23 protein-coding genes are annotated in these 23,629 nt (G+C 70.1%); 18 read left to right on the top strand and 5 right to left on the bottom strand.

All coding sequences use genetic code 11. From position 1 onward, the window contains the following. Nucleotides 1–33 precede the first annotated feature (33 nt). The 5 genes from ACEN9V_RS06870 to ACEN9V_RS06850 all read left to right on the top strand — a co-directional run bounded on the left by ACEN9V_RS06870 (nt 34) and on the right by ACEN9V_RS06850 (nt 3,757). Complete coding sequence (locus tag ACEN9V_RS06870; RefSeq protein ID WP_413602666.1) at nt 34–1,920, top strand: arabinofuranosidase catalytic domain-containing protein; 1,887 nt, start codon at nt 34–36, stop codon at nt 1,918–1,920. 254 nt (nt 1,921–2,174) lie between these two features. Next, a complete protein-coding gene (locus ACEN9V_RS06865; RefSeq protein ID WP_413602665.1) occupies nt 2,175–2,783 on the top strand; it encodes a hypothetical protein in 609 nt (202 codons plus the stop codon). 278 nt (nt 2,784–3,061) lie between these two features. Beyond that, nucleotides 3,062–3,268 carry a hypothetical protein gene (locus ACEN9V_RS06860; RefSeq protein ID WP_413602664.1) on the top strand — a complete coding sequence of 69 codons (207 nt, stop codon included), beginning with the start codon at nt 3,062–3,064 and terminating at the stop codon, nt 3,266–3,268. Continuing rightward, complete coding sequence (locus tag ACEN9V_RS06855; RefSeq protein ID WP_413602663.1) at nt 3,255–3,539, top strand: hypothetical protein; 285 nt, start codon at nt 3,255–3,257, stop codon at nt 3,537–3,539. Before ACEN9V_RS06860 ends, ACEN9V_RS06855 begins: the two co-directional genes overlap by 14 nt. Nucleotides 3,540–3,556: 17 nt before the next feature. Next, complete coding sequence (locus tag ACEN9V_RS06850; protein ID WP_413602662.1) at nt 3,557–3,757, top strand: hypothetical protein; 201 nt, start codon at nt 3,557–3,559, stop codon at nt 3,755–3,757. Nucleotides 3,758–3,898: 141 nt separating this feature from the next. Here the strand turns inward: ACEN9V_RS06850 and ACEN9V_RS06845 are convergent, their stop codons facing one another. Then, nucleotides 3,899–4,762: a hypothetical protein gene (locus ACEN9V_RS06845; RefSeq protein WP_413602661.1), complete on the bottom strand. Its 864-nt coding sequence runs from the start codon at nt 4,760–4,762 to the stop codon at nt 3,899–3,901. 103 nt (nt 4,763–4,865) lie between these two features. Between ACEN9V_RS06845 and ACEN9V_RS06840 the strand changes: the two genes are divergently transcribed. The 6 genes from ACEN9V_RS06840 (at nt 4,866) to ACEN9V_RS06815 (ending at nt 11,211) form a co-directional block, all read left to right on the top strand. Continuing rightward, the gene (locus ACEN9V_RS06840) at nt 4,866–5,909 is read left to right on the top strand and encodes a LacI family DNA-binding transcriptional regulator (RefSeq protein WP_413602660.1); all 1,044 of its coding nucleotides are present in this window, start codon (nt 4,866–4,868) and stop codon (nt 5,907–5,909) included. Between the two features lie 176 nt (nt 5,910–6,085). After that, nucleotides 6,086–7,348, top strand: coding sequence for an extracellular solute-binding protein (locus tag ACEN9V_RS06835; protein WP_413602659.1), 1,263 nt, complete (start codon nt 6,086–6,088; stop codon nt 7,346–7,348). A 122-nt stretch (nt 7,349–7,470) separates the two neighbouring features. Then, nucleotides 7,471–8,304: a carbohydrate ABC transporter permease gene (locus tag ACEN9V_RS06830; RefSeq protein WP_413602658.1), complete on the top strand. Its 834-nt coding sequence runs from the start codon at nt 7,471–7,473 to the stop codon at nt 8,302–8,304. After that, nucleotides 8,294–9,154, top strand: coding sequence for a carbohydrate ABC transporter permease (locus tag ACEN9V_RS06825; RefSeq protein ID WP_413602657.1), 861 nt, complete (start codon nt 8,294–8,296; stop codon nt 9,152–9,154). Before ACEN9V_RS06830 ends, ACEN9V_RS06825 begins: the two co-directional genes overlap by 11 nt. After that, entirely contained in the window at nt 9,151–10,464 is a 1,314-nt protein-coding gene (locus tag ACEN9V_RS06820) for a family 1 glycosylhydrolase (protein ID WP_413602656.1), read from the top strand. The genes ACEN9V_RS06825 and ACEN9V_RS06820 overlap by 4 nt, the downstream gene beginning before the upstream one ends. A gap of 84 nt (nt 10,465–10,548) precedes the next feature. After that, nucleotides 10,549–11,211 (top strand): peroxiredoxin-like family protein, encoded by a 663-nt coding sequence (locus ACEN9V_RS06815; protein WP_413602655.1) that lies wholly within the window; start codon nt 10,549–10,551, stop codon nt 11,209–11,211. Between the two features lie 28 nt (nt 11,212–11,239). On the opposite strand, the gene ACEN9V_RS06810 is transcribed toward ACEN9V_RS06815, so the two are convergent. After that, nucleotides 11,240–12,661 (bottom strand): protein kinase domain-containing protein, encoded by a 1,422-nt coding sequence (locus ACEN9V_RS06810; protein ID WP_413602654.1) that lies wholly within the window; start codon nt 12,659–12,661, stop codon nt 11,240–11,242. Nucleotides 12,662–12,781: 120 nt separating this feature from the next. Between ACEN9V_RS06810 and ACEN9V_RS06805 the strand changes: the two genes are divergently transcribed. After that, nucleotides 12,782–13,159, top strand: coding sequence for a hypothetical protein (locus ACEN9V_RS06805; RefSeq protein WP_281267068.1), 378 nt, complete (start codon nt 12,782–12,784; stop codon nt 13,157–13,159). Nucleotides 13,160–13,252: 93 nt separating this feature from the next. Here ACEN9V_RS06805 and ACEN9V_RS06800 read toward each other — a convergent pair whose 3' ends face one another. The 3 genes from ACEN9V_RS06800 to xylA all read right to left on the bottom strand — a co-directional run bounded on the left by ACEN9V_RS06800 (nt 13,253) and on the right by xylA (nt 16,724). Further along, nucleotides 13,253–13,975, bottom strand: coding sequence for a VIT1/CCC1 transporter family protein (locus ACEN9V_RS06800; protein ID WP_413602653.1), 723 nt, complete (start codon nt 13,973–13,975; stop codon nt 13,253–13,255). An 87-nt stretch (nt 13,976–14,062) separates the two neighbouring features. Then, the gene (gene xylB / locus ACEN9V_RS06795; protein ID WP_413602652.1) at nt 14,063–15,538 is read right to left on the bottom strand and encodes a xylulokinase; all 1,476 of its coding nucleotides are present in this window, start codon (nt 15,536–15,538) and stop codon (nt 14,063–14,065) included. Continuing rightward, nucleotides 15,531–16,724 carry a xylose isomerase gene (gene xylA, locus ACEN9V_RS06790; RefSeq protein ID WP_413602651.1) on the bottom strand — a complete coding sequence of 398 codons (1,194 nt, stop codon included), beginning with the start codon at nt 16,722–16,724 and terminating at the stop codon, nt 15,531–15,533. Before xylA ends, xylB begins: the two co-directional genes overlap by 8 nt. Before the next feature lie 97 nt (nt 16,725–16,821). On the opposite strand from xylA, the gene ACEN9V_RS06785 reads away from it, so the two are divergent. From ACEN9V_RS06785 to ACEN9V_RS06760, 6 genes are all read left to right on the top strand, one after another. After that, nucleotides 16,822–18,018 carry a Gfo/Idh/MocA family protein gene (locus tag ACEN9V_RS06785; protein ID WP_413602650.1) on the top strand — a complete coding sequence of 399 codons (1,197 nt, stop codon included), beginning with the start codon at nt 16,822–16,824 and terminating at the stop codon, nt 18,016–18,018. Continuing rightward, nucleotides 18,015–18,728 (top strand): ThuA domain-containing protein, encoded by a 714-nt coding sequence (locus ACEN9V_RS06780; protein ID WP_413602649.1) that lies wholly within the window; start codon nt 18,015–18,017, stop codon nt 18,726–18,728. The genes ACEN9V_RS06785 and ACEN9V_RS06780 overlap by 4 nt, the downstream gene beginning before the upstream one ends. Further along, complete coding sequence (locus tag ACEN9V_RS06775; RefSeq protein ID WP_413602648.1) at nt 18,725–19,825, top strand: Gfo/Idh/MocA family protein; 1,101 nt, start codon at nt 18,725–18,727, stop codon at nt 19,823–19,825. The genes ACEN9V_RS06780 and ACEN9V_RS06775 overlap by 4 nt, the downstream gene beginning before the upstream one ends. Nucleotides 19,826–19,851: 26 nt before the next feature. Continuing rightward, nucleotides 19,852–20,877 carry a sugar phosphate isomerase/epimerase family protein gene (locus tag ACEN9V_RS06770; protein ID WP_413602647.1) on the top strand — a complete coding sequence of 342 codons (1,026 nt, stop codon included), beginning with the start codon at nt 19,852–19,854 and terminating at the stop codon, nt 20,875–20,877. 269 nt (nt 20,878–21,146) lie between these two features. After that, entirely contained in the window at nt 21,147–22,154 is a 1,008-nt protein-coding gene (locus tag ACEN9V_RS06765; protein WP_413602646.1) for a LacI family DNA-binding transcriptional regulator, read from the top strand. A 91-nt stretch (nt 22,155–22,245) separates the two neighbouring features. Next, complete coding sequence (locus ACEN9V_RS06760) at nt 22,246–23,544, top strand: ABC transporter substrate-binding protein (protein ID WP_413602645.1); 1,299 nt, start codon at nt 22,246–22,248, stop codon at nt 23,542–23,544. The last annotated feature ends 85 nt before the right edge of the window (nt 23,545–23,629 follow it).

Below are 23,629 nucleotides of genomic sequence, written 5' to 3'. Positions count from 1 at the left end.
TCCCCAAGCAACGACGCTCGGAAGGAACCACACATGCACATCGGGTCGATCTCCAGGCCACGGCGCATCGTCGCCGCGGCACTCGGAGCCCTCGCTCTCGTCACCGGGAGCCTCTTCGCGACGACGGTCGGTGTCGGCAGCGCTGCTGCCGCCACGAACGGTCCGTGCGACACCTACGCCGGCGCCGGCACCTCGTGTGTCGCCGCGTACAGCTCCACCCGGGCGCTGTACTCCTCGTACAACGGGCCGCTCTACCAGGTGCAGCGCGCCTCGGACGGGGCGACCACGAACGTCGGCCTGCTCGCCGCCGGCGGGTACGCCAACGCCCAGACGCAGGACACCTTCTGCTCCGGCACGACGTGCACCATCCCGAAGATCTACGACCAGTCGTCGAACCACAACGACCTGACCGTCGCGCCAGCGGGTGACGCCGGCGGGGCGAACGTCGCCGCGAACGCCACCGCCCTGCCGATCACGGTGGCCGGGCACAAGGCGTACGGCATCTACATGCCACCAGGCGTCGCCTACCGCATCGCGAGCACCCTCGCGAAGGGCACGGCGCGCGGCGCCAGCCCGGAGTCGATGTACGAGGTCGCCAGCGGCACGAACGCGAACCACGGCTGCTGCTCGGACTTCGGCAACGTCGAGACGCAGGAGAAGGACACCGGCAAGGGGCACATGGACGCCCTGAACCTGTCGATGCTCAACGGCACGGGCAGCGCCGGTCGCGGACCGTGGGTGCAGGCCGACCTGGAGAACGGCGTCTACGAGGGCAAGACCGCGATCAACACCGCGAACACCGGCAACACGTCGAAGTTCGTCACCGCGCTCCTCAAGAACGACGGCGTCGCGAACTTCGCGCTGAAGGGCGGGAACGCGCAGTCCGGGTCGCTGTCGAAGTGGTACGAGGGGGCGCTACCGACCGACAAGGACGGCGACGGCCAGGGCTACACGCCGATGAAGCTCGAGGGGTCGATCGTGCTCGGCGCCGGCGGGGACAACTCGAACCGCGGCACGCAGTCGTTCTTCGAGGGCGTCATGACCACCGGGTACTCGACCGATGCTGCCGACAACGCCGTGCAGGCGAACGTCGTCGCGCAGAACTACCAGGGTGTCTCGACCGGTGGTGGCCCCGGCGCCCCGATCACCGGACCCGGTGGCAAGTGCGTCGACGTCGCCGGCGACGACACCGGCGGGAACACCGCCGTCGTGCAGCTGTGGGACTGCCAGACGCTCGCGGCCGACCAGCACTGGCTCGGCAACGTCTACGGCGCACACACCCTCTCGACGCTCGGCCGCTGCCTCGACATCAACGGCAACGGCACCGCGAACGGCACTCACGTCGAGCTCTACGACTGCAACGGCGTCGGCGGGCAGCAGTGGATCGTGCAGCCGGACGGGTCGATCAAGAACCCGCAGTCCGGACGCTGCCTCGACGACCCGTCGGGCAACACCGCGAACGGCACGGCGCTGCAGATCTACGACTGCAACGGCAACCAGGCGCAGAAGTTCGTCGCGGCCGTCCCGATCAAGACGATCGGGTCCAAGTGCGTCGACGTCGCCGGCAACGACCTGCAGCAGAACGGTCAGCAGGTCCAGGTCTACGACTGCCAGACACTCCTGACGGACGAACAGACGACCGACCAGCAGTGGGCGTACAACCAGGCCGACCACACGATCAGGACGCTCGGGCGCTGCCTGGACATCGACGGCAACGCCACCGCGAACGGCTCGCACCTGGAGCTGTACACCTGCAACGGTGTCGGCGGCCAGCAGTGGGTGCCGCAGGCGAACGGCTCCGTGCTGAACCCACAGTCCGGTCGGTGCCTCGACGTGCCGTCGGGCAACACCGCGAACCAGACGCCGCTCCAGCTGTACGACTGCAACAACCAGGCGCCGCAGGTGTTCAGCTTCAACTGAACCGTGTGACGGACGGGAGGCCCGGTGCCAGCTGGCACCGGGCCTCCTGTCCGTCACTGGGCACGTCGTGCGCCGCGCCAGCGTCCGCGCGTCGCGCGCTGCTCACATCGGCCTCACGTCGTGAGCGCGGAAGAAGGAGCCATCCTGTCCCGACGGGTACGGCTCGACCGCGAACCGGACGCGCTGGCCGGGCTGGAGTCGCCTCGACCACCGGCGTGGCTCGGAACGGGGGGCAGGGGTGCGAAGATCGCAGCGTGACCCTCCGTTCCCTCGCGACGCTCGACGACGCGACGTTCGACGTCACCGCCGCCCGGGTGGCCGACGGGCGGCTGGTCCTGCACGGCTGGGTCGAGGACCACGACACGAACGTCGGAACGGCTCGACTGCCGGTCGTGCTGACCGTCCCGGACGCGGTCTCCGTCATGGTCGACGACACCGGAGGGACCGGTGAACTCGTGCTCGAGAGCATCGACGTCACGGCGACGACGGTGACGCTACGAGGCGTCATCCCGTGCGCGGTCGTCGTGACGACATCCGTGCGAAGCCAGGCGCTGGTCGACGTGGGCACGACGCCCATCGCGGTCCGCCGCTGGGGACGATGGCGGCGATGGGACCCAGCGGTGCCGGTGATCCTCGACTACCGCGCCGTGTCGAAGCGGCTCCGGAACACCGCATGTCCGACGTGCGCGCACCCGTGGGAGGAACACCCCGGCGAACTGGACCGAGCGCGGACGCGGTGCGGTGAATGCGAGTACGAGGTCGAGCACGGTGAGCGTTCGCCGATCGAGTCGATCTGCACGGCGCAGATCCCGCACCGCCTCGTGGAGCTCGGCCCGTCACCCCATGACCGTCGCATCACCTGACCGGGGATCCCCGCCTTCCCCACCGTGCGCCGGGCGCGTACGGTCCCACGCAACACACGACCGGCGGGCGGGGAACGCGATGCGACTGATCACCGGGACGACACTGGTCGTGGCGCTGACGGCGGCCAACCCGGAGACCCGGAACACGCACGCGGAGCGCCGGTCTGTGGTCACGAGCGGGGCGTGTATTCCACGTTGTGACGGTGAACGTACAGTGCGTTAATGTCCTGGCTGCCGGCGGCAACGCGGCCACCGGACGACGCATGACAAGGGGCCAAATGATGTCGATGTTCCACACCTCTCTGGTCGGGATCGCCGTTGGTGCCATCGTTGCCGGGAGCCTGTTCCTCGCACCAGCAGCCAACGCCGCCGAGGCAACCACGGTCGTGCCCACTGTGGTCGACATCGCTCAGACGCACCCCGAGATCACGCCGGAGATGGTCAACGACGCGGTCGCCGAAGCCCTTCACGATGGAACTGACTGAAACGAACCCGAGGGAACGCCTCTCGGTCGGGTCCGACAACTACGGTGGCGTCTACGTCGCGTTCAATGCATTCGATCAGAACCTCATCATCAGCGGCGCTGCTGCGGGCTTGACCGCAGGTATCTGTCTCCTCGGCCCCGCTGTGTGCGCGGTTGCCACAGTGGCGATCACCATCGCCACCGTGGCCGTGACGACGAGCGGCGGAGTCCAGTGCGGTACGAAGTCGCTCCGGGTCTACCCCGTCACGAACAAGAAGCCGCGCTGCGCCTAGGAAGCAAGGAGCAACTCATGTCGAAGGTCTTGCGCAGTGTCACGTTCGCCAGCATCGTCACCATGGGTCTCGTCACCGGCGGATCCGCGGTCGCCGCTGCCACGATCGGCACGCCGAGCCAGGTCGCAGGCGCGTTCGCAGTCGCCCTCGCCGCCGCTGCAGGCGGCTGCTACCTCGGGACCACGATCCGGCACCGCCGTCGCGCACGTCAGCGCTGATCCCCCACGGCGAACGCCTCGCATCGTCCCGGTGCGGGGCGTTCGGCATTGTCCCGGGCTGACTCTTTCCGCAGTCACGATCCCCCAACGCTCGATCGAAGATCGGACGTTGCGCGGTGACGATTCCTGCCGGAGGCGCATTCACCCGTGGTTGATGGTGTCGCCAGTCCAGGAGAGGTCGTCATCGGCGCTGACCTCGAACGCTTCGAACCGATGGTCAGCGACGACGTCGGCGATCAGGGTGCGGGTGCCCGCGACGATCGTGGCGTCCCAGTCGATCTCGGTGGCGAGGACCCAGGTGTGGTCTTCTGGCCACAGCATCTGCGGCGTCCGTCCCGACGCCGGGTAGGTCTCGATGCTGGTCGTCTCCATCCAGTCGGGATCCGCGAACAGATCGAGCGTGACCGACATGAGGTGGAACTCGCGACCAGGCCACTCGAACAGCGGGCCGGAGAGCGCGCTCGCGATCGCTGCACGACGGAGTCGTTCGTCGCGAGCCTGTTGCTGGAGTGCCCTGATCTCCTCGGCGGTCGGCTCGCCGACGGAGAACGACGCCGAGGCGGACCCGCCGTTGAGGTCTCCCCAGCCGTTCCAGACGGCAGCGAGGAGGTCGCTCGGTGTCGTCGTGGCCGGTCGAAGGTGTTCGGTCAGGGCAGCGAGCAGAACCGGATCGAGTCGTCCTTCCTCGGGAGGGTGAACAGTCCAGCCGTCGGCGGTCGCGAACCCGCGAGGAGGTTCGTGGCCCGACAGGCGTGTCCACTGCACGAGTGGGTGGATGCGTCGGCCGGTGCGCGCAGCGACGTCCGCCCAGCGCCAGGAGCGTTCCTCGACGATCGATGGCGGGGTCCGTCCATCCGCATCGGAGTCCTCCCGGTGCGCGTGCACCGGGTGCAGGAGCCGTGCGTACGCCTCGAACCCGGTGCCGGCAACACCGCCGGCCGTCCCCCAGGCACCCGCGCGAGGTCGCAGCCAGTCCCCGCGGTGTACTGCAGCGAGCGGCGGCATGGACGCCACAGTATCGATCTGGGACTTGCTTCATCGATTAAGCACGTGCATGATGTGTCTAGTTAATCGATAAAGCGCGTGGTTCCCGAAGGAGGCGACCCCCATGCCGAAGTCCGTCACCCTCAAGGACGTGGCCGCCAAGGTCGGTGTCACGTCCGCCGCCGCGAGCATGGCGCTCGCCGGTCACGAACGCATCAGCGAGCGCACCCGCGCCGCCGTCAAGCAGGCCGCGGACGAACTCGGCTACGTCCCGAGCTCTGCCGGTCGTGCGCTGCGCAGCCAGCGTGCGGACGCCGTCGCGCTGATCGTCCCGAACTCATCGGCCCACGTCTTCGGCCACCTCTACTTCATGCACGTGCTGACGGGGATGTCGACGGCTGCGAACGCCCACGACGCCCAGGTCATCGTGTCCACGAACGCCGACACCGGCTCCGGTGACGTCGCGTACGAGCGGGTCATGCGGTCCCGGACGGCAGACGGCGCGATCGTCACGAGTGCGGCGATCGACGACGACCACGTGCAGACCCTCGTCGCATCCGGCCTCCCAGCGGTCCTGATCGGCAACTACCCGCACCTGTCCGACGCGGTCACGGTCGGCATCGACGACGTCAGCGCGACGGAGCGCCTGGTCGACCACCTCGTCGAGGTGCACGGACGCCGCCGCCTGCTGCACGTCACCGGAACGCTCGACCACCAGACCGGGCTCGATCGACGCGCCGGATTCCTGACGGCTGCGGAGCGCCACGGCATCGACGACGTGACGGTGATCGAAGGGGACCTGTCCGAGACCTCCGGCGCGGCGGCGATGGAGCAGATGCTCGCGGGCGGGCCCCGCCCGGACGGCATCGTCTTCGCGAACGACGACATGGCGGTGGGGGGCCTGCACACCCTGCGGCGTGCAGGAGTCGACGTCCCGGGTGACGTCTCGGTCGTCGGCTTCGACGACTTCGGGCTCGCGCGGGTCACCACCCCCGGCATCACGACCGTGCGCGTCCCCGCCGAGGAGATGGCACGCATCGCGACCGAGCGGCTCTTCGACCTGGTCGACCGCCGCGCGGGGACGCCGACCCGGACAGAACTGCCCGTCGAGCTCGTCATCCGCGCGTCCTGCGGATGCGATCCGGACGCCGAGCGCGTCCGCACCTGATCAGGACGCCGAGCGTGTCCGCACCTGAACAGGACGCCGAGCGCGTCCGCACCTGACCAGCACCACCCGACACCAGCACCACTCCACCCCGCACCACCCGACACCAGCACCACTCCACCCCGCACCACCCCCACAACCCAGCACCACGCAGCAGCAACGCAAAGGAGCGTTCCCCGATGCAGCACACACGCACCACCCTCGCCATCGGCGCCCTCGCCACCGTGGCGGCCCTCACCCTCACCGGGTGCTCTGCCGGCGGCAACGCCAGCACGTCCGGCCCCGTCACCCTGAAGGTCTGGACCGGCTTCACCGGCGGCGACCGCCCCGGCTACTCCACCATCGTCAAGGACTTCGAGAAAGCCCACCCCGACGTCAAGGTCGACATGACCGTGCAGCCGTGGGACACCATCCAGCAGAAGCTCCCGTCCGCATGGCTCACCGGGCAGGGTCCCGACGTCGCGGCGGTCAGCTCCGACCCGAACGCCGTCGCGCAGTACGTCAAGACGAACTCGGTGCTGCCGATCACCGAGACCGGCAGCGGCGACGGCAAGATCAACACGTCCGAGTTCGCTCCAGGCACCGTCAAGGAGTTCACCTACGACGGCAAGCTCTACGGCGTCCCGGCCAACTTCGCCACGCTGAGTCTGTACTACAACAAGAAGCTCTTCGCGGACGCCGGCATCAGCGACCCGCCGACGACCGTGCAGGAGATGGCCACCGACGCCCAGAAGCTCACGACCGGCGGCAAGTACGGCATCGCGCTCGCCGACAACCAGACGATCCAGATGTGGCCCGTCCTGCAGTGGCTCGAGGGCGGCGACATCGTCAACGCGAAGAACTGCAGCGTGGTCCAGACGGACGCCGGGCAGCAGTCCCTGAAGACCTGGGCGGACCTGGTCGCGAACGACAAGGTGAGCCCGGTCGGGCTGACCGGCGCCGAGGCCGACTCGCTGTTCTCGGCTGGCAAGGCCGCGATGGAGATCAACGGTCCGTGGGCGGCCCCCGGCTACAAGTCGGCCGGCATCGACCTCGGCATCGTGAAGGTCCCGGTGGGCGTCGACGGCAAGTCCACCACGCTCGGCTCGATCGCCCCGCTGTCGATCTCCGCGAAGACGAAGTACCCGAAGCAGGCGCAGGAGTTCCTGGCGTACTGGACGTCGAAGACCGCACAGCAGAAGTTCTCGCTGCAGACCGGCTTCCCGCCGCTGCGCACCGACCTGTCCGACGACGCCAAGCTGAAGGCCGACCCCACGGTGAGTGTCTTCGCCAGTCAGGTGCCCGACTCGCGCCTGTACCTGCCGCACGTGCCGGACGCCACCAAGGTCGACTCCGACGGCTACGTCCCGATGATCGGCAAGATCACCAGAGGCACCTCCGTCGCCGACGCGACGAAGGAAGCCGCGCAGACGATCGACGGCCTCACCGGATGCAGCAAGTGACCAGCCAGCTCACCGGGTCCGCCCCGTCGCGCACCAGACGCGACGGGGCGGTGCCCCGCTCCGGCCAGGAGGCTCCACCCACCCGCCGTCGGCCGCGGCGGTTCCAGCCTGCTTGGCTCTTCATGGCCCCCTCCCTGGTCATCCTGGGTGCGTTCGTCGTCTTCCCGATCCTGCGGTCGCTCTGGTACTCGTTCTTCGACTGGACGGTCGGTGCGACCTCGCAGCCGTTCGTCGGGTTCGGGAACTACACGAAGCTGTTCCAGGACCCGCAGTTCTGGAACGCCCTGCGGATCACGCTCGAGTACACGATCGCCTCGGTCGTGCTGCTCGTCGTCCTCGGGTTCGTCGCCGCGCTGCTCCTGCAGGAGGACACCCTGGCGAACCGGATCGTCCGGAGCGTGTTCTTCTTCCCGACCATCGTGTCGCTCGTCACGATCGGTCTGGTCTGGAAGTTCCTGCTCGACCCGGACATCGGGCTCGTCGGTGGCATCACCGCGATGCTCGGGCTGCCGAGCGTCGCCTGGCTGCAGTCCACCTCGCTCGCCCTACCGACGATCATCTTCGTGTCGGTCTGGAAGAGCATCGGCTTCGCGATGATCCTGTTCGTGGCCGGTCTCAAGGGCGTGCCGGCGGAACGGTACGAGGCCGCCGAGCTGGACGGCGCGAACCGCTGGCAGACCGTCTGGCGGATCACCCTGCCGAGCATCCGCCCGACCATGCTCTTCACGTCGATGATCCTGACGATCCAGTCGTTCCAGGTGTTCGACCTGGTGTACGTGATGACCGGCGGTGGGCCGGTCTTCCACACCGACACGCTCGTGAACCTGCTCTACCGCGACGGGTTCGTCAACTACCAGACCGGCTACGCGTCGGCGATCTCCTGGGTCCTCTTCGTGATCATCATGCTCATCTCGCTCGTGCAGCTGCGACTCTTCCGGTACGACGATGTCGACTGAGGCCAGCGTCCGCCGGTCCCTGCGACGCACCGGCCTCGCACGCACCGGGTCCCTCGTGAAGTGGGTGTACCTCGGCATCGGACTCGTGTTCGCGCTCGTGCCGTTCATCTGGATGGTCAGCGGGTCGTTCCGCTCCGAGGCCGACCTCTTCGGCCACCCCGCCAGCCTGTTCCCGACGAGCCTCACCCTGCACGGCTACACCGGCGTCTGGCAGCAGCTGCCGTTCCTCCGGCTCCTGCTCAACTCGTTCGTCTTCACCGTCGTGACCACCGTGCTGACGCTGCTGTTCGACTCGATGTGCGCGTACGCCCTCGCCCGGATGCGGTTCGTCGGGCGGAACGTGGCGTTCGTGCTCGTCATCGCGACGCTCATGGTGCCGTTCCAGGTGACCCTGATCCCCGTGTTCGTGGAGCTGTTCCACCTCGGGTGGCTCAACACGTACCAGGGCCTCATCATCCCGCGGGCCACCAGTGCGTTCGGCATCTTCCTGTTCCGGCAGTTCTTCGTCGACATCCCGACCGAGCTCGACGAGGCCGCCCGCATCGACGGCGCCGGACACTGGCGGATCTACTGGCAGGTCGTCCTGCCGCTCGCGAAGCCCGCCATCGCGACCGTCGCCGTGCTGAACGGGATGGCACTGTGGAACGACCTGCTCTGGCCACTCGTCGTGACGACCTCGAACGACATGCTGACGCTCCCGGCCGGGCTGACGCTGTTCGGGGGAGCGCACGTGACCGACCACGCGGTGCTGCTCGCCGGCGCCGTGATCTCGCTGCTGCCCATCGCCCTCGGGTTCTTCTTCGCACAGAAGTTCTTCGTGGCGGGTGTGGCGACGACGGGGTTGAAGTGACCATCGGGGCGTTCGCGCCGGGGACCCTCACCTTCGTCGCCGGCATCGAGGACACCTGCGTGTACCCGCCCGCGCGGTTCGACATGCTGCCGCTCGACGAGCACGAGCTGACCGGGCACGACGACGCCTGGCGGAGCGACCTGGACCTCGTCGTGTCACTCGGCGCGACGGCGCTCCGCTACGGGGTCGACTGGCCGCGTGTCCACCTCGCACCCGGGGTCTTCGACTGGGCGGTGCTCGACGAGCGGTTGTCGTACGCCGCGTCCCTCGGGCTCACCGTGATCGCCGACCTGGTGCACTACGGGACGCCGACCTGGCTCGAGGACTCGTTCGCCGATCCGGCGTACCCGGCCGCGGTCGCCTCCTTCGCGGGGGCGTTCGCCGCCAGGTACGCCAGGGTCGTCGACCACATGACCCCGCTCAACGAGCCCATCACGACCGCGTCATTCGCCGGGCTGCGCGGCGTGTGGCCACCGGCGCTCACGGGGTGGGACGGATGGACGCGGGTCGTGCTCGGCATCGCGACGGGGTTCCAACAGTCGGTCGCCGCGGTCCGGTCCGCGAACCCGGACGCCGTCATCGTGCACGTCGAGGCGTCCTCGCTCTACACGACGGACTCCTCGGCGCTCGCCGACGAGGCCGATCTGCTCGAGGCGATCGGCTGGATCCCGACCGACCTCGTCACGGGACGGGTGACCCCTGACCACCCGTCCCACGACTGGCTCGTCGAGCACGGCGCATCCAGGGCAGCCCTCGCCGAGCTCGTCGACGGCGCCGTCACGATCGACCTCCTCGGCGTGAACTACTACCCGGACCTCTCGCCGCGACGACTCGTCGACGGGCCGGACGGCACCGTGCAGCAGGCGTACGACCGCTGGTCCGAGGGCCTCGTCGAGTCGCTGACCCGGTTCGGTGATCGGTACGGCCTGCCGATGGTCGTCACCGAGACCTCGATCGAGGGAGACGACGCGGTCCGCGAGGCCTGGGTCCGCGACTCGATCGCCGCGGTCCGGACGCTCGTCGCCGGTGGGGTCGACGTCCGAGGATGGACGTGGTGGCCGGTGTTCGACTTCGTGGACTGGTCGTACGCATCTGGTGGTCGGAACGTCGAGGAGTTCGCCGTCGCACCGGAGGTCGTCGCCGACCGGATCGCCGCCGGGGCGAAGACCCCGTACCTGCGGCGGATGGGGCTCGTCCGACTGGACGAGCAGCCGGACGGGTCGCTCCTCCGGGTCCCGACCGGTGCTGCCGACGTCTACCGGGAGCTCGCCGCCGTCCGCGACACCGCGCCCGTCGATGACGCTCGATGACGCCGGGCGGTCACCATCCGGGTGAGCCTGCTTATGCTCCGTGGAACGGCCGCGTCGGCCGCGCCTGAACCCGGAGGTCCCGAGATGCCAGCACCGTCCATCGCCACGCAGGTCGACACGTTCAACGAGGGGTTCACCGAGCAGATCGGTCCGGAGCTCTCAGCGGTGTTCGACGGTGAGCAGGAGGATCTCCGAGCTGCCGGGGTGCCGGAGGCGGCCATCGGCGAGGGCGATGTCTTCCCGGACGCCGAGCTCCTGACGGCGACTGGAGACGCGCAGGGCCTGCGGGACGCGCGTGGGGACGGCGTGAGCGTCCTCGTGTTCTACCGGGGCGCGTGGTGCCCCTACTGCAACCTGACGCTCCGGACCTACCAGCAGGAGCTGCTGCCGGCCCTGCGCGAGCGCGGTGTCTCCCTGATCGCGATCTCGCCGCAGACGCCGGAGGCGTCCGAGCAGGCGGTCGCGAACGGCGAGCTCGAGTTCGCCGTGCTGTCCGACGTCGGCAACGCGCTCGCCGAACGCATCGGGATCGTCACCGAGCCGAGTGCCGACGCGCGGCGGGCGCACACCGCGCTCGGGTTCGACGTCGCGGACAGCAATGCCGACGCGACCGCTCGGATCCCGTTCCCGTCCGTGTTCGTCCTCGACGCCGACGGAGTGGTGCGGTTCGCCGACGTCAAGGTCGACTACACCACGAGGACCGAGGTCGCCACGATCCTCGACGCCGTCGAGCGCGCGACGAGGTAGTCGCGACGCACCGGTCGGAGCGTGCTGGTCAGGCCTGGGCGACCGGTCCATCCGGTGCGGGTGGACCGGGCACGAGCGGGAGCGCGTCGCTGGTGGAGCGGAGGGACTCCTGTCGGAGTTCGAGCTGCGCGACCGCCAGCGCCGCGAGGTCCCGCAGGTTCGCGAGGTCGGCCTCGGTCGCGGTCCTGGCCCGCGTGTCGAGCACCGCGAGGGTCCCGATCGGGGCTCCGTCGTGCCGCAGCAACGGGACGCTGACGTAGAAGCGGATGCCGAGGGGGCCGGTGACGAGCGGGCTGTCGCGCATCTCAGGGTGGGTCGAACCGTCGGGGATCACCACCGGGACCGCGACCGGGGCGAACCCGTTCCGGAAACTGATGTGCCGGGCGGCGTCGTCGACGCCGTCCGCGATGTACGACTGCGACCACTCCCGGTCCTCGTCGAGCGCCTCGACCAGCGCGATCGGTGCGTCGAAGAGTCGTGCGGCCATGGCGGTGGTGCGGCGGAGCGCTTCCTCCGGCAGGACGTCGAGCGTCGTCGGACGGCCGCTCTCGGCGGGTCGAGGCGGCACGGGTGTCGTCGGCTCGACCACGTGGTCGGCGCTCGAGGAGTCGGCGATCACGACGTCCCGGAGCGACGCCACGAGCGCGGCCCCCGTCGGCCGCGATGCGGGATCCCGCGCGGTCATCGCGGAGAGGAGTCCGCTCCAGTGTGCCGGCAGGGGATCGGGGACCACCGGGTCACGCGACAGCCGGGCGACCGCCGACTCGACGAGCGACCCGGGGAACTCCCGCCGTCGTGTGAAGCACTGGAGCAGGACCAGTCCGAGGGAGTACACGTCGCTCGCGGGTCCGACGTCGGACCCGCTCGCCTGCTCCGGGCTGAGGTAGGCGGCCGTCCCGGTGGTCACGCCGTCGGCCGTCAGCCGTTCGACCCCCTCGGCGAGGGCGATCCCGAAGTCGGTCAGGCTGGCCCTGGCGCGGTCCGAGCCGTTGCCGTAGTCCACGAGCAGGATGTTCGACGGCTTGATGTCGCGGTGGACGACGCCGCGTGCGTGGATGTAGTCGAGCGCTTCCGCCATGTCGAAGCCGATCTCGGCGATGTGCCGGGACGCCAGTGGCCCGACGGCCAGACGCGCCTCGAGGTCCTGTCCGGTCACGAGCGCCATCACGATGAACCGGCGGTGGCGGCCCTCGTGGTCGTCGACGACGCCCGCGTCGAGCAGGCTCACGAGGTTGTGGTGCTGCAGGGACGCCAGGACGCCCTGCTCCGTCTCCTGACGCGCGATGTCGACCGTGCCGGCGTGGAACACCTTCACCGCGACGGGGCGGTGCAGGACCTCGTCCCATGCGCGGTGGACGACGGACATGCCGCCCTGACCGATGACGGACTCCAGGCGGTACCGCCCGGCGAGGAGCGTGGCCTCCTGGCCTTGATCGTCCAGCGGGGGCATCGTTCCTCGTTCTCGTTCCGGTGATCGAGATGCATCATCCCATCCCGGAGCCCGCCGGAGCCGCCGCCTGCGCACACCGGCTGACGGCGGAACCGTCGGTCGGACGGCAGAATCGGTCCCATGCAGCCCACGCCGAAAGCCGACGTCACCGCAGCGCTCATCGCCCTCACCGGGCAGGGTGAGCACCCCATCGTCGTCAGCGCCGAGGGAGACCGCATCACCGGCACCTGGTCGACGAACCTGTCCGGGCAGCCCACCGGCGACGGCGGTGTCACCCTCCTCGGCAACGCCACCTGGAACTGGCACGTCACCCTCCTCGACGAGGGCGTCTACAAGGCGTCGATGAGCTCGAGGAACTGGCCGGACGGCGGCGGGTACTTCAGCTTCAGGTCCTCGTGGGTCGCCGCCCCGATGAAGCGGGTCCTCGCCGACCACGGCTGGCAGCGTCGGAAGAACCCGTTCGTGCGTGCGTGGGCAACGCTCACCGGCAGGCGGTGACGGCCGGTCGGCGCGACCCGACGATCCCCGCAGCGGCGCCGAGTCCCACGACTGCGCCCACGACCCGCACGACGAGCAGGGTGGGCCGCGTCGTCAGAGTGCGTGCGCGCCGAGCAGTGTGCCCGCGAGCCACGTCGCCGCGAGGGCCGCAGCGCCACCGATCACGACGCGCGTGGCAGCACGACCTCGGGGCGCGCCGCCGAGCACCGCGCCCGTCGTGCCCGTCGCGGCGAGTGCCAGGAGCACGGCCACGACGATGACCGCGACGCGCACCGACTCCGGTACGAACACGGTCGCCAGGAACGGCAGCAGGCCGCCGGCGGTGAAGGTTGCCGCGGAGACCCAGGCCGCTCGCCACGGGCTGACGACCTCGTCCTGTGCGGCCCGTTCCTCGGCGGCGATCCAGTTCTCTCGGACCTCCGGGCGGCCGAGCTCGGCGGCGACCGACCGTGCCACGTCGTCGGACACCCCGATCGAGCGGTAGGCGGCGGCGATGTCCGAGGGTCCGACCGCGTCGGTCGCCCGACGGGCCGCACGGGCAGCCTGCCCGGTGCGTTGCGCGTCTCGTGCGCCGCTCACCGAGACGTACTCGCCGAGCGCCATCGAGACGGCACCGCCGACGAGGGCGGCTCCGCCGGCGGCGAGGACCGGGCCGACCGGTGCCCCGGCACCGGCGACACCGACCACGACGGCGGCGACGGAGACGATGCCGTCGTTCGCCCCGAGCAGCCCGGCACGCAGCCAGTTGAGCCGGGCCGCGTTCGTGGGATCCGCGGGCGACGCGGTCGGCAGTGCGGGAACGGTGGTGGTGGCCATGTCGGACAGCAAAGCACTCCGAATTGCCGATGGCTAGGCAGGAAAGGCTGCCCTGACCTGGGGTTTGTCAGGGCAGCCTGTCCTCACTCAGCTGCTCTGGCGATCGACGGCCGTGCGGTACCGCTCGAGCACCTCGGGATGCGGGTCCGCGGCGACGGTCGTGGTGTCGAGCGTCCAGGACGGCAGGGTGCCGCTGAGCGCCCACGCCGCCTGCTTCGCCGCGCCGGCTGCGACGTACTCGCCCGGTTCCGGCAGGTGCACGTCGCGTCCGAACACCTGCGCGGCGATCGTGCGGACGGCCTCGTTGCGGGCGGCGCCGCCGATCAGCAGCAGCCGCTCGACGGTGACACCGGTGGCCTCGACGGCCGCCAGTCCGTCGGCGAGTGCGCAGAGCATGCCCTCGACCGCGGCGCGGGCGAGGTGCTGCCGGTCGGTGGTCGCCGGGGTCATCCCGAGCAGGGACGCGGTGGCGTCCGGACGGTTCGGCGTGCGCTCGCCGACGAAGTACGGCACGAGGACGAGGCCGTCGGCACCGGCCGGGGCCGCCAGTGCCAGGTCGCCGAGCTCGCCGTGGTCGACGCCGAGCAGGCCGCCGATCACCTCGAGCACGCGGGCCGCGTTGAGCGTCGTGACGATCGGGAGGCGCGCCCCCGTCGCGTCGGCGAAGCCCGCCACGGTCCCGCTCGGGTCCGCCACCGCGGTGTCGGTGACGCCGAAGACGGTCCCGCTGGTCCCGAGGGACACCGCGACGTCGCCCGGGCCGAGGCCGAGGCCGAGCGCCGCGCCGGCGTTGTCACCGGTGCCCGCACCGACGACCAGGCCGCCGTGGGCGACCCCGCCACCGGGCAGTGGTACGTCGGTGTCGAGTGTGCCCATCGCCTGGTCGGCCTCGACGACCCGTGGGACGACCACGTCGCCGCCCGACTCGCCGGCGACCCGCATCGACCGTCCGAGGGCGAGCTCGAACAGCTCCGGGTCGTACGCCGTCCGCGCCGGGTCCCAGTACGCGGTGCCGCTGGCGTCCGATCCGTCGGTCGCGAGCGCGTCGAGGTCGGGGCCGAGCGGGCTCTCGTCGGCCGGACCGTAGCCGCGCAGCCGCCACGACAGCCAGTCGTGGGGGAGTGCGACCGCCGCGACGCGGCGTGCGTTGTTCGGCTCGGCGTCGCGGAGCCAGCGCAGCTTCGTACCGGTGAACGAGGCCACCGGGACCAGACCGGTTCTGGTGACCCATGCCTCCCGTCCGAGTTCCTCGACCATCTGCGCTGCCGCGTCGGCGCTGCGGACGTCGTTCCAGAGGAGCGCGTCGCGGATGACGACGCCGTCGGCGTCGAGCACGACCATGCCGTGCTGCTGGCCGGCGACCGCGATCGCCGCCACGTCGTCGAGCCCGCCGGCGTCCGCGATCGCGGTGCCGAGGGCGTCCCACCAGTGGCGGGGATCGACGGACGTGCCGTCCGGGTGGGACGCGCGTCCCTCCCGGACGACGTCGCCGGTGGCGGCGTCGCGGATCGTGACCTTGCAGGACTGGGTCGACGAGTCGACGCCGGCGACGAGCTCAGCCACGAGCGCCCATGAGATGCTCGACGGCCAGCTGCTGCAGGCGCACGAAGCCGAAGCCCTTGCCGCCGAAGTACGCGTCGGCGTCGAAGTCCTCGAACGCGGACCGGTCCGCGAGGAACGCGTCGTACGACTCGCCCTCGTCGAGCGTCGGCGTCGACAGCTCGTCGACCTTCGCCGCGGACAGCGCCGCCTGGACCTCGGGATCGGCGCGGAACGCCTGCGCACGCTCCTTCAGGAGCAGGTACATGCGCATGTTCGCGGCCGCGGAGTCCCAGACGCCGGAGATGTCCTCGGTGCGGCTCGGCTTGTAGTCGAAGTGGCGCGGTCCGTCGTACGCGACGCCGCCCTGGGGTGCGCCGTGCTCGAGCAGGTCGACGAGCGAGAACGCGTTCTGCAGGTCGCCGTGGCCGAAGACGAGGTCCTGGTCGTACTTGATGCCGCGCTGGCCGTTGAGGTCGATGTGGAAGAGCTTGCCTGAGTAGAGCGCCTGGGCGATGCCGGCCGTGAAGTTCAGGCCCGCCATCTGCTCGTGCCCGACCTCGGGGTTCACGCCGAACAGCTCCGGGCGCTCGAGCGTGTCGATGAACGCGATCGCGTGGCCGAGCGTCGGGAGCAGGATGTCGCCGCGGGGCTCGTTCGGCTTCGGCTCGATCGCGAAGCGGATGTCGTAGCCCTTGTCGGTGACGTACTGCGCAAGCAGGTCGACCGACTCCTTGTAGCGGGAGAGCGCGGCCTGCACGTCCTTGGCAGAGTCGTACTCGGCGCCCTCGCGACCGCCCCACATGACGAACGTCTTCGCGCCGAGCTCGGCGGCCAGATCGACGTTCCGCAGCACCTTGCGGAGTGCGAACCGGCGGACCTGGCGGTCGTTCGAGGTGAAGCCGCCGTCCTTGAACACCGGGGCGGAGAAGAGGTTCGTGGTGACCATCGGCACGACGATCCCGGTGGCCTCCAGCGCACCCTTGAGTCGATCGATCTGGGTCTGTCGTTCGGCGTCGGTCGAACCGAACGCGAACAGGTCGTCATCGTGGAAGGTCAGGCCGTAGGCGCCGAGCTCGTCGAGCTTCTCGACCGCCTCGACCACGTCGAGCTGGGGGCGGGTGGGACCGCCGAAGGGATCGGAGCCGTTGTATCCGATGGTCCAGAGGCCGAAGGAGAACTTGTCTGCACGGGTGGGCGTCGTCGCCATGGTGGTCACCGTTCGTCGTCGAAACAAAATGTTGCCGCGCCCAACATAAGCGGTAGTGTTGACTCTCGCAAGGACACGATCGCAAGGGAGCGAACGGATGGCACGCAGACCCCTCCGGGTGGCGATGATCGGTCACGGCTTCATGGGAGCCGCCCACTCTCAGGCGTGGCGGACGGCGCCCAGGTTCTTCGACCTCGACGCCGAACCCGAGATGACCGTGGTCGTCGGCCGTGATCCCGCCCGGACCGAAGCGGCCCGCGTCCAGTACGGCTGGCAGCACGCCTCGACCGACTGGCGCTCCGTGGTCGCCGACCCGGACATCGACGTCGTCGACGTCGTCTCGCCCGGGTCCTCGCACGTCGAGATCGCCATCGCCGCGCTGCAGGCCGGCAAGCACGTCCTGTGCGAGAAGCCCCTCGCCAACACCGTGGCCGAGGCCGAGGCGATGGCCGACGCCGCCCGCGCTGCGCGCGAGCACGGCATCCGCGCGATGGTCGGCTTCAGCTACCGGCGCGTCCCGGCGATCGCGTTCGCCCGGCAGCTGGTGCAGGACGGGAGGCTCGGGACGGTCCGGCAGGTCCGTGCGCTGTACCTGCAGGACTGGTTGACCGACGAGGACGGTCCGATGACGTGGCGCCTGGACAAGGCGCTCGCCGGGTCCGGTTCGCTCGGTGACATCGGCGCGCACGCCATCGACCTCGCCGAGCACGTCACCGGCTCACGGCTGTCGACCGTGTCCGGCACACTCGAGACCTTCGTGCACGAACGCCCGTTGCTGGCCGAGGGCGTGGGGCTCTCCGGCACGGCGTCGTCCGAACGCGGGCAGGTCACCGTCGACGACGCCGCGTTCTTCCTCGGACGCCTGAGCGGCGGCCGCGCGGACGGGGCGATCGGCACCTTCGAGGCCACCCGCTACGCCACCGGCCGGAAGAACGGGCTGACGCTCGAGATCTCCGGGTCGGCCGGCGCGATCCAGTTCGACCTGGAGTCGATGAACGAACTCCGACTGTACGAGTCGTCGGCCCCCGCTGGTGAGCAGGGCTTCCGACGAATCCTCGTCACCGAACCCGAGCACCCCTACATGGCGGCATGGTGGCCCACCGGGCACCTCATCGGGTACGAGCACACCTTCAGCCACCAGGTGAAGGACCTGGTCGACGCGATCACGAGCGGCATCGACCCGTCGCCGTCGTTCGAGGACGGGCTGCACGTGCAGCGCGTGCTCGACGCCGTCGAACGCAGCGCCGCCGGCGGCAGCAGCTGGACCACCATCGAGCGATCGGCAGGCGAATGAGCGACCAGGACGAGACCACAGGACGCCGCGCGCTCGTCGTCCGAGGCGGCTGGGACGGCCACATGCCGGTCGAGACCACCGACGCGATGCTGCCGTTCCTGCGGGACAACGGATTCGACGTGCACGTGTCCGACTCGACCGCCGTCTACGCGGACTCGGCCCTGATGGACGGTGTCGACCTCATCGTGCAGGTCGTCACGATGTCGACGATCGCCGACGACGAGTTCGCCGGACTGCAGCGCGCCGTGCTCGGCGGCACCGGACTGGCCGGGTGGCACGGCGGCATCGCGGACGCCTTCCGGAACACGGCCGACTACCTGCACATGATCGGCGGGCAGTTCGCGCACCACGCGGCGAAGCCGCCGGAGGAGCGCACCGGGGAGCAGTCGGACAACTACATCCCGTACACGGTGCACATCACCGACGCCGGACGCCAACACCCGATCACGCAGGGCATCGAGGACTTCGACCTCGTCACCGAGCAGTACTGGGTGCTGTCCGACGAGTACAACGACGTGCTGGCGACCACGACGCAGGAGGCCCGCGACTTCGACGCGTGGAACCGCCCGGTCACGGCGCCGGCCATCTGGACCAGGCAGTGGGGGCATGGACGCGTGTTCGTGTCCGCTCCTGGGCACCGGCTCGAGGTCGTCGAGTCGCAGCCGCTCCGCACGATCATCGAGCGGGGACTCCTGTGGGCAGCCCGGTGAGCGACCGTCCGCTCCGGGTCGGTGTCATCGGCGTCGGCAACATCAGTCGGCAGTACTTCGAGCACTTCCCGGCACTGCCCGGGCTCGAGCTCACGGCGGTCGCGGACCTCGACGTCGAGCGGGCGCGGGCCGTCGGCGACGAGCAGGGCGTGCGTGGGACGAGCGTCGACGGGCTGCTGGCAGCGGACGACGTCGACGTGGTGCTCAACCTGACGATCCCGGCCGCACATGCCGAGGTCGCCACCCGCGCACTCGAGGCGGGCAAGCACGTCTACGGCGAGAAACCGCTCGCGCTCGCGACGGCCGAGGCGGAACCCGTGCTGGCGCTCGCCGCCGAGCGGGGCCTCCGGGTCGGCAGCGCACCCGACACCGTGCTCGGGACCGGCATCCAGACCGCCCGTGCCGCGATCGACGACGGGCGCATCGGCGACCCCGTCGGCGCCGCCGTGTCGTGGAGCGCACCTGGTCACGAGCTCTGGCACCCGGCTCCGGCGTTCTACTACCAGCCGGGCGGCGGTCCGCTGCTCGACATGGGCCCGTACTACCTGACCAGCCTCGTGCAGTTCTTCGGCCCGGTCGTCCGAGTCAGCGGGAGCGCCTCGCGCTCGACCCGCGAGCGGACGGTCGCCACCGGACCAGCCGCCGGCACCGCGATCCCCGTGGACGTCGACACGCACGTCGTCGCGATCCTGGAGCACGCCTCCGGGGTCGTCTCCACCGTCACCGTGTCGTTCGAGGTCTGGGCGACCCGCAGCCCGCTCTTCGAGGTGCACGGCACATCGGGGAGCCTCGCCGTGGCCGACCCGAACCGGTTCTCCGACCCGGTGTCGATCGCGACTGCCGACGACCGCGAGTGGCGGGAGCTGCCGGTGTCGGCCGGGTACGCCGACGCGGGTCGCGGGTACGGCCTCGCGGACATGGCGCACGCGATCGCCACCGACCGTCCGCACCGCGCGAGCGGCGAGCTCGCGTTCCACGTGCTCGAGGTGATGGAGGCGATCGCCACCTCCGGCCGCGAGCACGCCGTCGTCGAGGTCCGCTCCCGCGTCGACCGTCCGGCGGCGGTGCGCAACGGCACGGAACCGGACACCTGGTGAACCGGCCGCAGGAGGATGGAAGCAGCATGACGGATCCGACACGGCCCACTCGGCCGGTCACGCTCTTCACCGGACAGTGGGCCGACCTGCCCTTCACGGAGGTGGCCAGGCTCGCCGGCGAGTGGGGCTACGACGGACTCGAGATCGCCTGCTGGGGCGACCACCTCGACGTCCGTCGCGCAGCGACGGACGCGGCGTACGTCGCCGAGCTGCGCGCGGTGCTCGACGCGAACGGCCTCGGGGTCTGGGCGATCGCGAACCACCTGGTCGGCCAGGCGGTCTGCGACGACCCGATCGACCAGCGGCACGAGGACATCCTGCCGCCGCACGTCTGGGGGGACGGTGACCCGGAGGGCGTCCGGCAGCGGGCTGCCGAGGAGCTCCGCTGGACAGCCCGCGCGGCCGCGGCACTCGGCGTGGACACCGTCACGGGGTTCTCCGGGTCGTCGATCTGGAAGACCGTCGCCGGGTTCCCGCCGGTACCGCCCGGCATGATCGACGCCGGCTACCAGGACTTCCACGACCGGTGGGCGCCGATCCTCGACGTGTTCGAGGAGGTCGGGGTCCGGTTCGCCCTCGAGGTGCATCCGTCCGAGATCGCCTACGACTACTGGACCGCTGCGCGGGCCCTGGAGGTGTTCGCGGACCGGCCGACCTTCGGCTTCAACTTCGACCCGTCGCACTTCGTCTGGCAGGACCTCGACCCCGCTGCGTTCCTGCTCGACTTCGCCGACCGGATCTACCACGTGCACTGCAAGGAGTCCGTCAAGCAACTCGACGGGCGGAACGGCCGACTCGGCTCCCACCTGCCGTGGGGCGACCCCCGGCGTGGGTGGGACTTCGTCACCGCGGGACACGGCGACGTCCCGTGGGAGCGGGTGTTCCGCGTGCTCAACCACATCGGGTACGAGGGGCCGACGAGCGTCGAGTGGGAGGACGCCGGCATGGACCGCCTGGTCGGCGGCCGCGAGGCGCTCGCATTCGTCCGGCGCCTCGGCACCATCGCACCGCCGGACGCCTCCTTCGACGCCGCCTTCTCGCAGCGGCGCTGATGTCGCCCGACGTCCCGCGTCGCGACGCGCTCGTCGTCCGCGGCGGCTGGGACGGGCGCCAGCCGGTCGAGACCACGACCTGACGCCTGATGGCCTCGCGATCGTGAGAACGCATTTGTTGCCGAGAACCACAAAAGGCTTGCGGTCGGCACCGCCGCCCTGTTAGCGTCGCCGTCGCAGGTTGTCGAAGCGCTTCGCTTCGACCCGAGAACGACCGGGTCCGGGAACGAACCGGCCGACCGCAGACGACGAGCACGAGGAGGTGCACGATGGTGACGATCAACGAGGTGGCGAAGGCCGCCGGCGTCTCGATCTCGACCGTCTCGTACGCCCTCTCCGGCAAGCGGACGATCTCCGCCACCACCCGCGCCCGCATCGACCGCGCGGTCGCGGAGCTCGACTACCGTCCGAACGCCGGAGCCCGCATGCTCGCCGGCGCACGCACCGACATCCTCGCGCTCTCCGCGCCGATCCGACCGGACGCGCACCTGCCGACCCACATGCGGTTCGTCACCGCGGTCGTCGAGGCCGCTCGGGCGCACGACGACGACGTCCTGCTGCTGGCACGCGACGACGAGGTGACCGGCATCCAGCGGGTCGCGCACTCGTCCCTCGTCGACGGCGTCGTCGTCCTCGGGGTCTCCACCGACGACGAACGCGCCGACGTCGTCCGCGCATCGGGCGTCCCCGCTGCCTTCGTCGGCGTGCCGGGTGACACCACCGGCCTGACCTGCATCGACCTGGACTTCGCCGAGGCCGGCCGGGCATCCGTCCGGCGGCTCGTCGCCGACGGACACCGCAGCATCGGCGTGATCGGGCACCCGGCGACCTACGTCGAGCGGCACACCGGCTTCATCCGTCGCTTCGCGGACGCGTTCGACGACGAGTGCCGTGCGTCCGGGGTCGCCACCGTCGCGCACTACCCCTCCCTCGACCGCGCCGACCAGCGCGCCGCCGCGGATCGACTCCTCGCGGAACTGCCCGACATGACCGCGCTCGTGTTCCACTGCAACGAGCCGGTCGTCGACACGGTCCTCGCCCACCTGGCGTCCCGTGGCATCCGTGTCCCTGACGACCTGTCGGTGCTCGCCGCCTGCGCGAGCTACGACACCACGGTGATGGACACCCCGCTGTCCACCATCCCGCTCCCGCTCGAGGAGATGTGCCGCGGCGCCGTCGAGCGCACCGTCCGCCAGGTCGACGGCGCGCACGAGCCCGGCGTGACCCTCATCCCGCCACGGTTCACCGACCTCGGCAGCATCCGCCGGATCGGTTGACCCCACCCCACCGAACGCGTTCCTCGACGTGCATCGTCGAAGCGCTTCGACAACCACCGAGAACCACCGACCCCTACAAGGAAGTAGCGACATGAAGAAGTCCCGTGTGCTCGGCGCCCTCGCCGGGCTGGCCGCGGCCGCAGTCGTCCTCAGCGGTTGCTCCGCCGGCGGCGGCGACAGCGCCGCCCAAGACGGCAAGACCCTCAAGCTCTGGCACTACGAGTCCGAGGACTCCGCCATGGGCAAGGCCTGGAAGGAGTCCATCAAGGTCTTCGAGCAGGAGACCGGCGCGAAGGTCGAGTTCCAGGAGAAGAGCTTCGAGCAGATCCGCAAGACGGCCAGCCAGTCGCTCAACTCCGACCAGGCCCCTGACCTCATCGAGTACAACAAGGGCAACGCCACGGCCGGGCTCCTCGCCAGCCAGGGCCTCCTCAGCCCGCTCGACGACGCGGTCAAGCAGTACGGCTGGGACGACAAGCTCGCCAAGTCGCTGCAGACCACCGCGCGCTACGACGACAAGGGCGTGATGGGCTCAGGCTCCTGGTACGGCGTGCCCGACTACGGCGAGTACGTCGAGTTCTACTACAACAAGGAGCTCTTCCAGAAGTACGGCGTCGAGGTCCCGAAGACCATGGACGACCTCGAGGCGGCCATGGCGACGTTCCAGGCAGCCGGCGTCACGCCGCTCGCCGAGTCGGCGGCGGAGTACCCGCTCGGCCAGCTCTGGTACCAGCTGGCGCTGCAGAAGGCCGACCGCGACTGGGTCGACGACTACCAGCTGTACAAGAACCCGGTCGACTTCTCCGGCAAGGAGATCAGCACCGCGACGAAGACCGTCCAGGACTGGACCGACAAGGGCTACATCTCGTCCGACTCCACCGGGATGAAGGCCGAGGACGCCGGGACCGCATTCATCAGCGGCAAGTACCCGATGTTCTTCTCCGGCTCGTGGTGGTACGGCCGCTTCACCACCGAGATGCAGCAGGACTGGGGCACGTTCCTGTTCCCGGGTGCCGAGATGTCGCCAGGCTCCTCCGGCAACCTCTGGGTGGTCCCGACCAAGGCGAAGAACAAGAAGCTCGCCGAGCAGTTCATCGACATCACCCTGCGTCCCGAGATCCAGGCGATCATCGGCAACAACGGCGGGGTCCCCGTCGCGGCGGACGAGTCCGACATCACGGACCCGAAGAGCAAGGAACTCATCGCCAACTTCAACACGCTGACCGAGCGTGACGGCCTGGCGTACTACCCGGACTGGCCCACGTCGACGTTCTACGACCAGCTGAACGCGGGGCTCCAGAGCGTGGTCAACGGCAGCAGCTCCCCGTCGAAGGTCGACGACGAGCTCGGCCAGCAGTACGCGGACGGCGTCAAGGCCGTCACGGGCTGACCCGGCCTGGAGGCACGGTGCGGGTCCGCCCCGCACCGTGCCCCCGCCACCCCCACCACCAGAACACCCATCACTTCCGGAAGGG

The organism is Curtobacterium sp. Curtsp57, from assembly GCF_047324335.1.
Classification (GTDB): domain Bacteria; phylum Actinomycetota; class Actinomycetes; order Actinomycetales; family Microbacteriaceae; genus Curtobacterium.
Note: the sequence above shows the minus strand (reverse complement) of the source record. Positions and strands in the feature narration are given on the sequence as shown.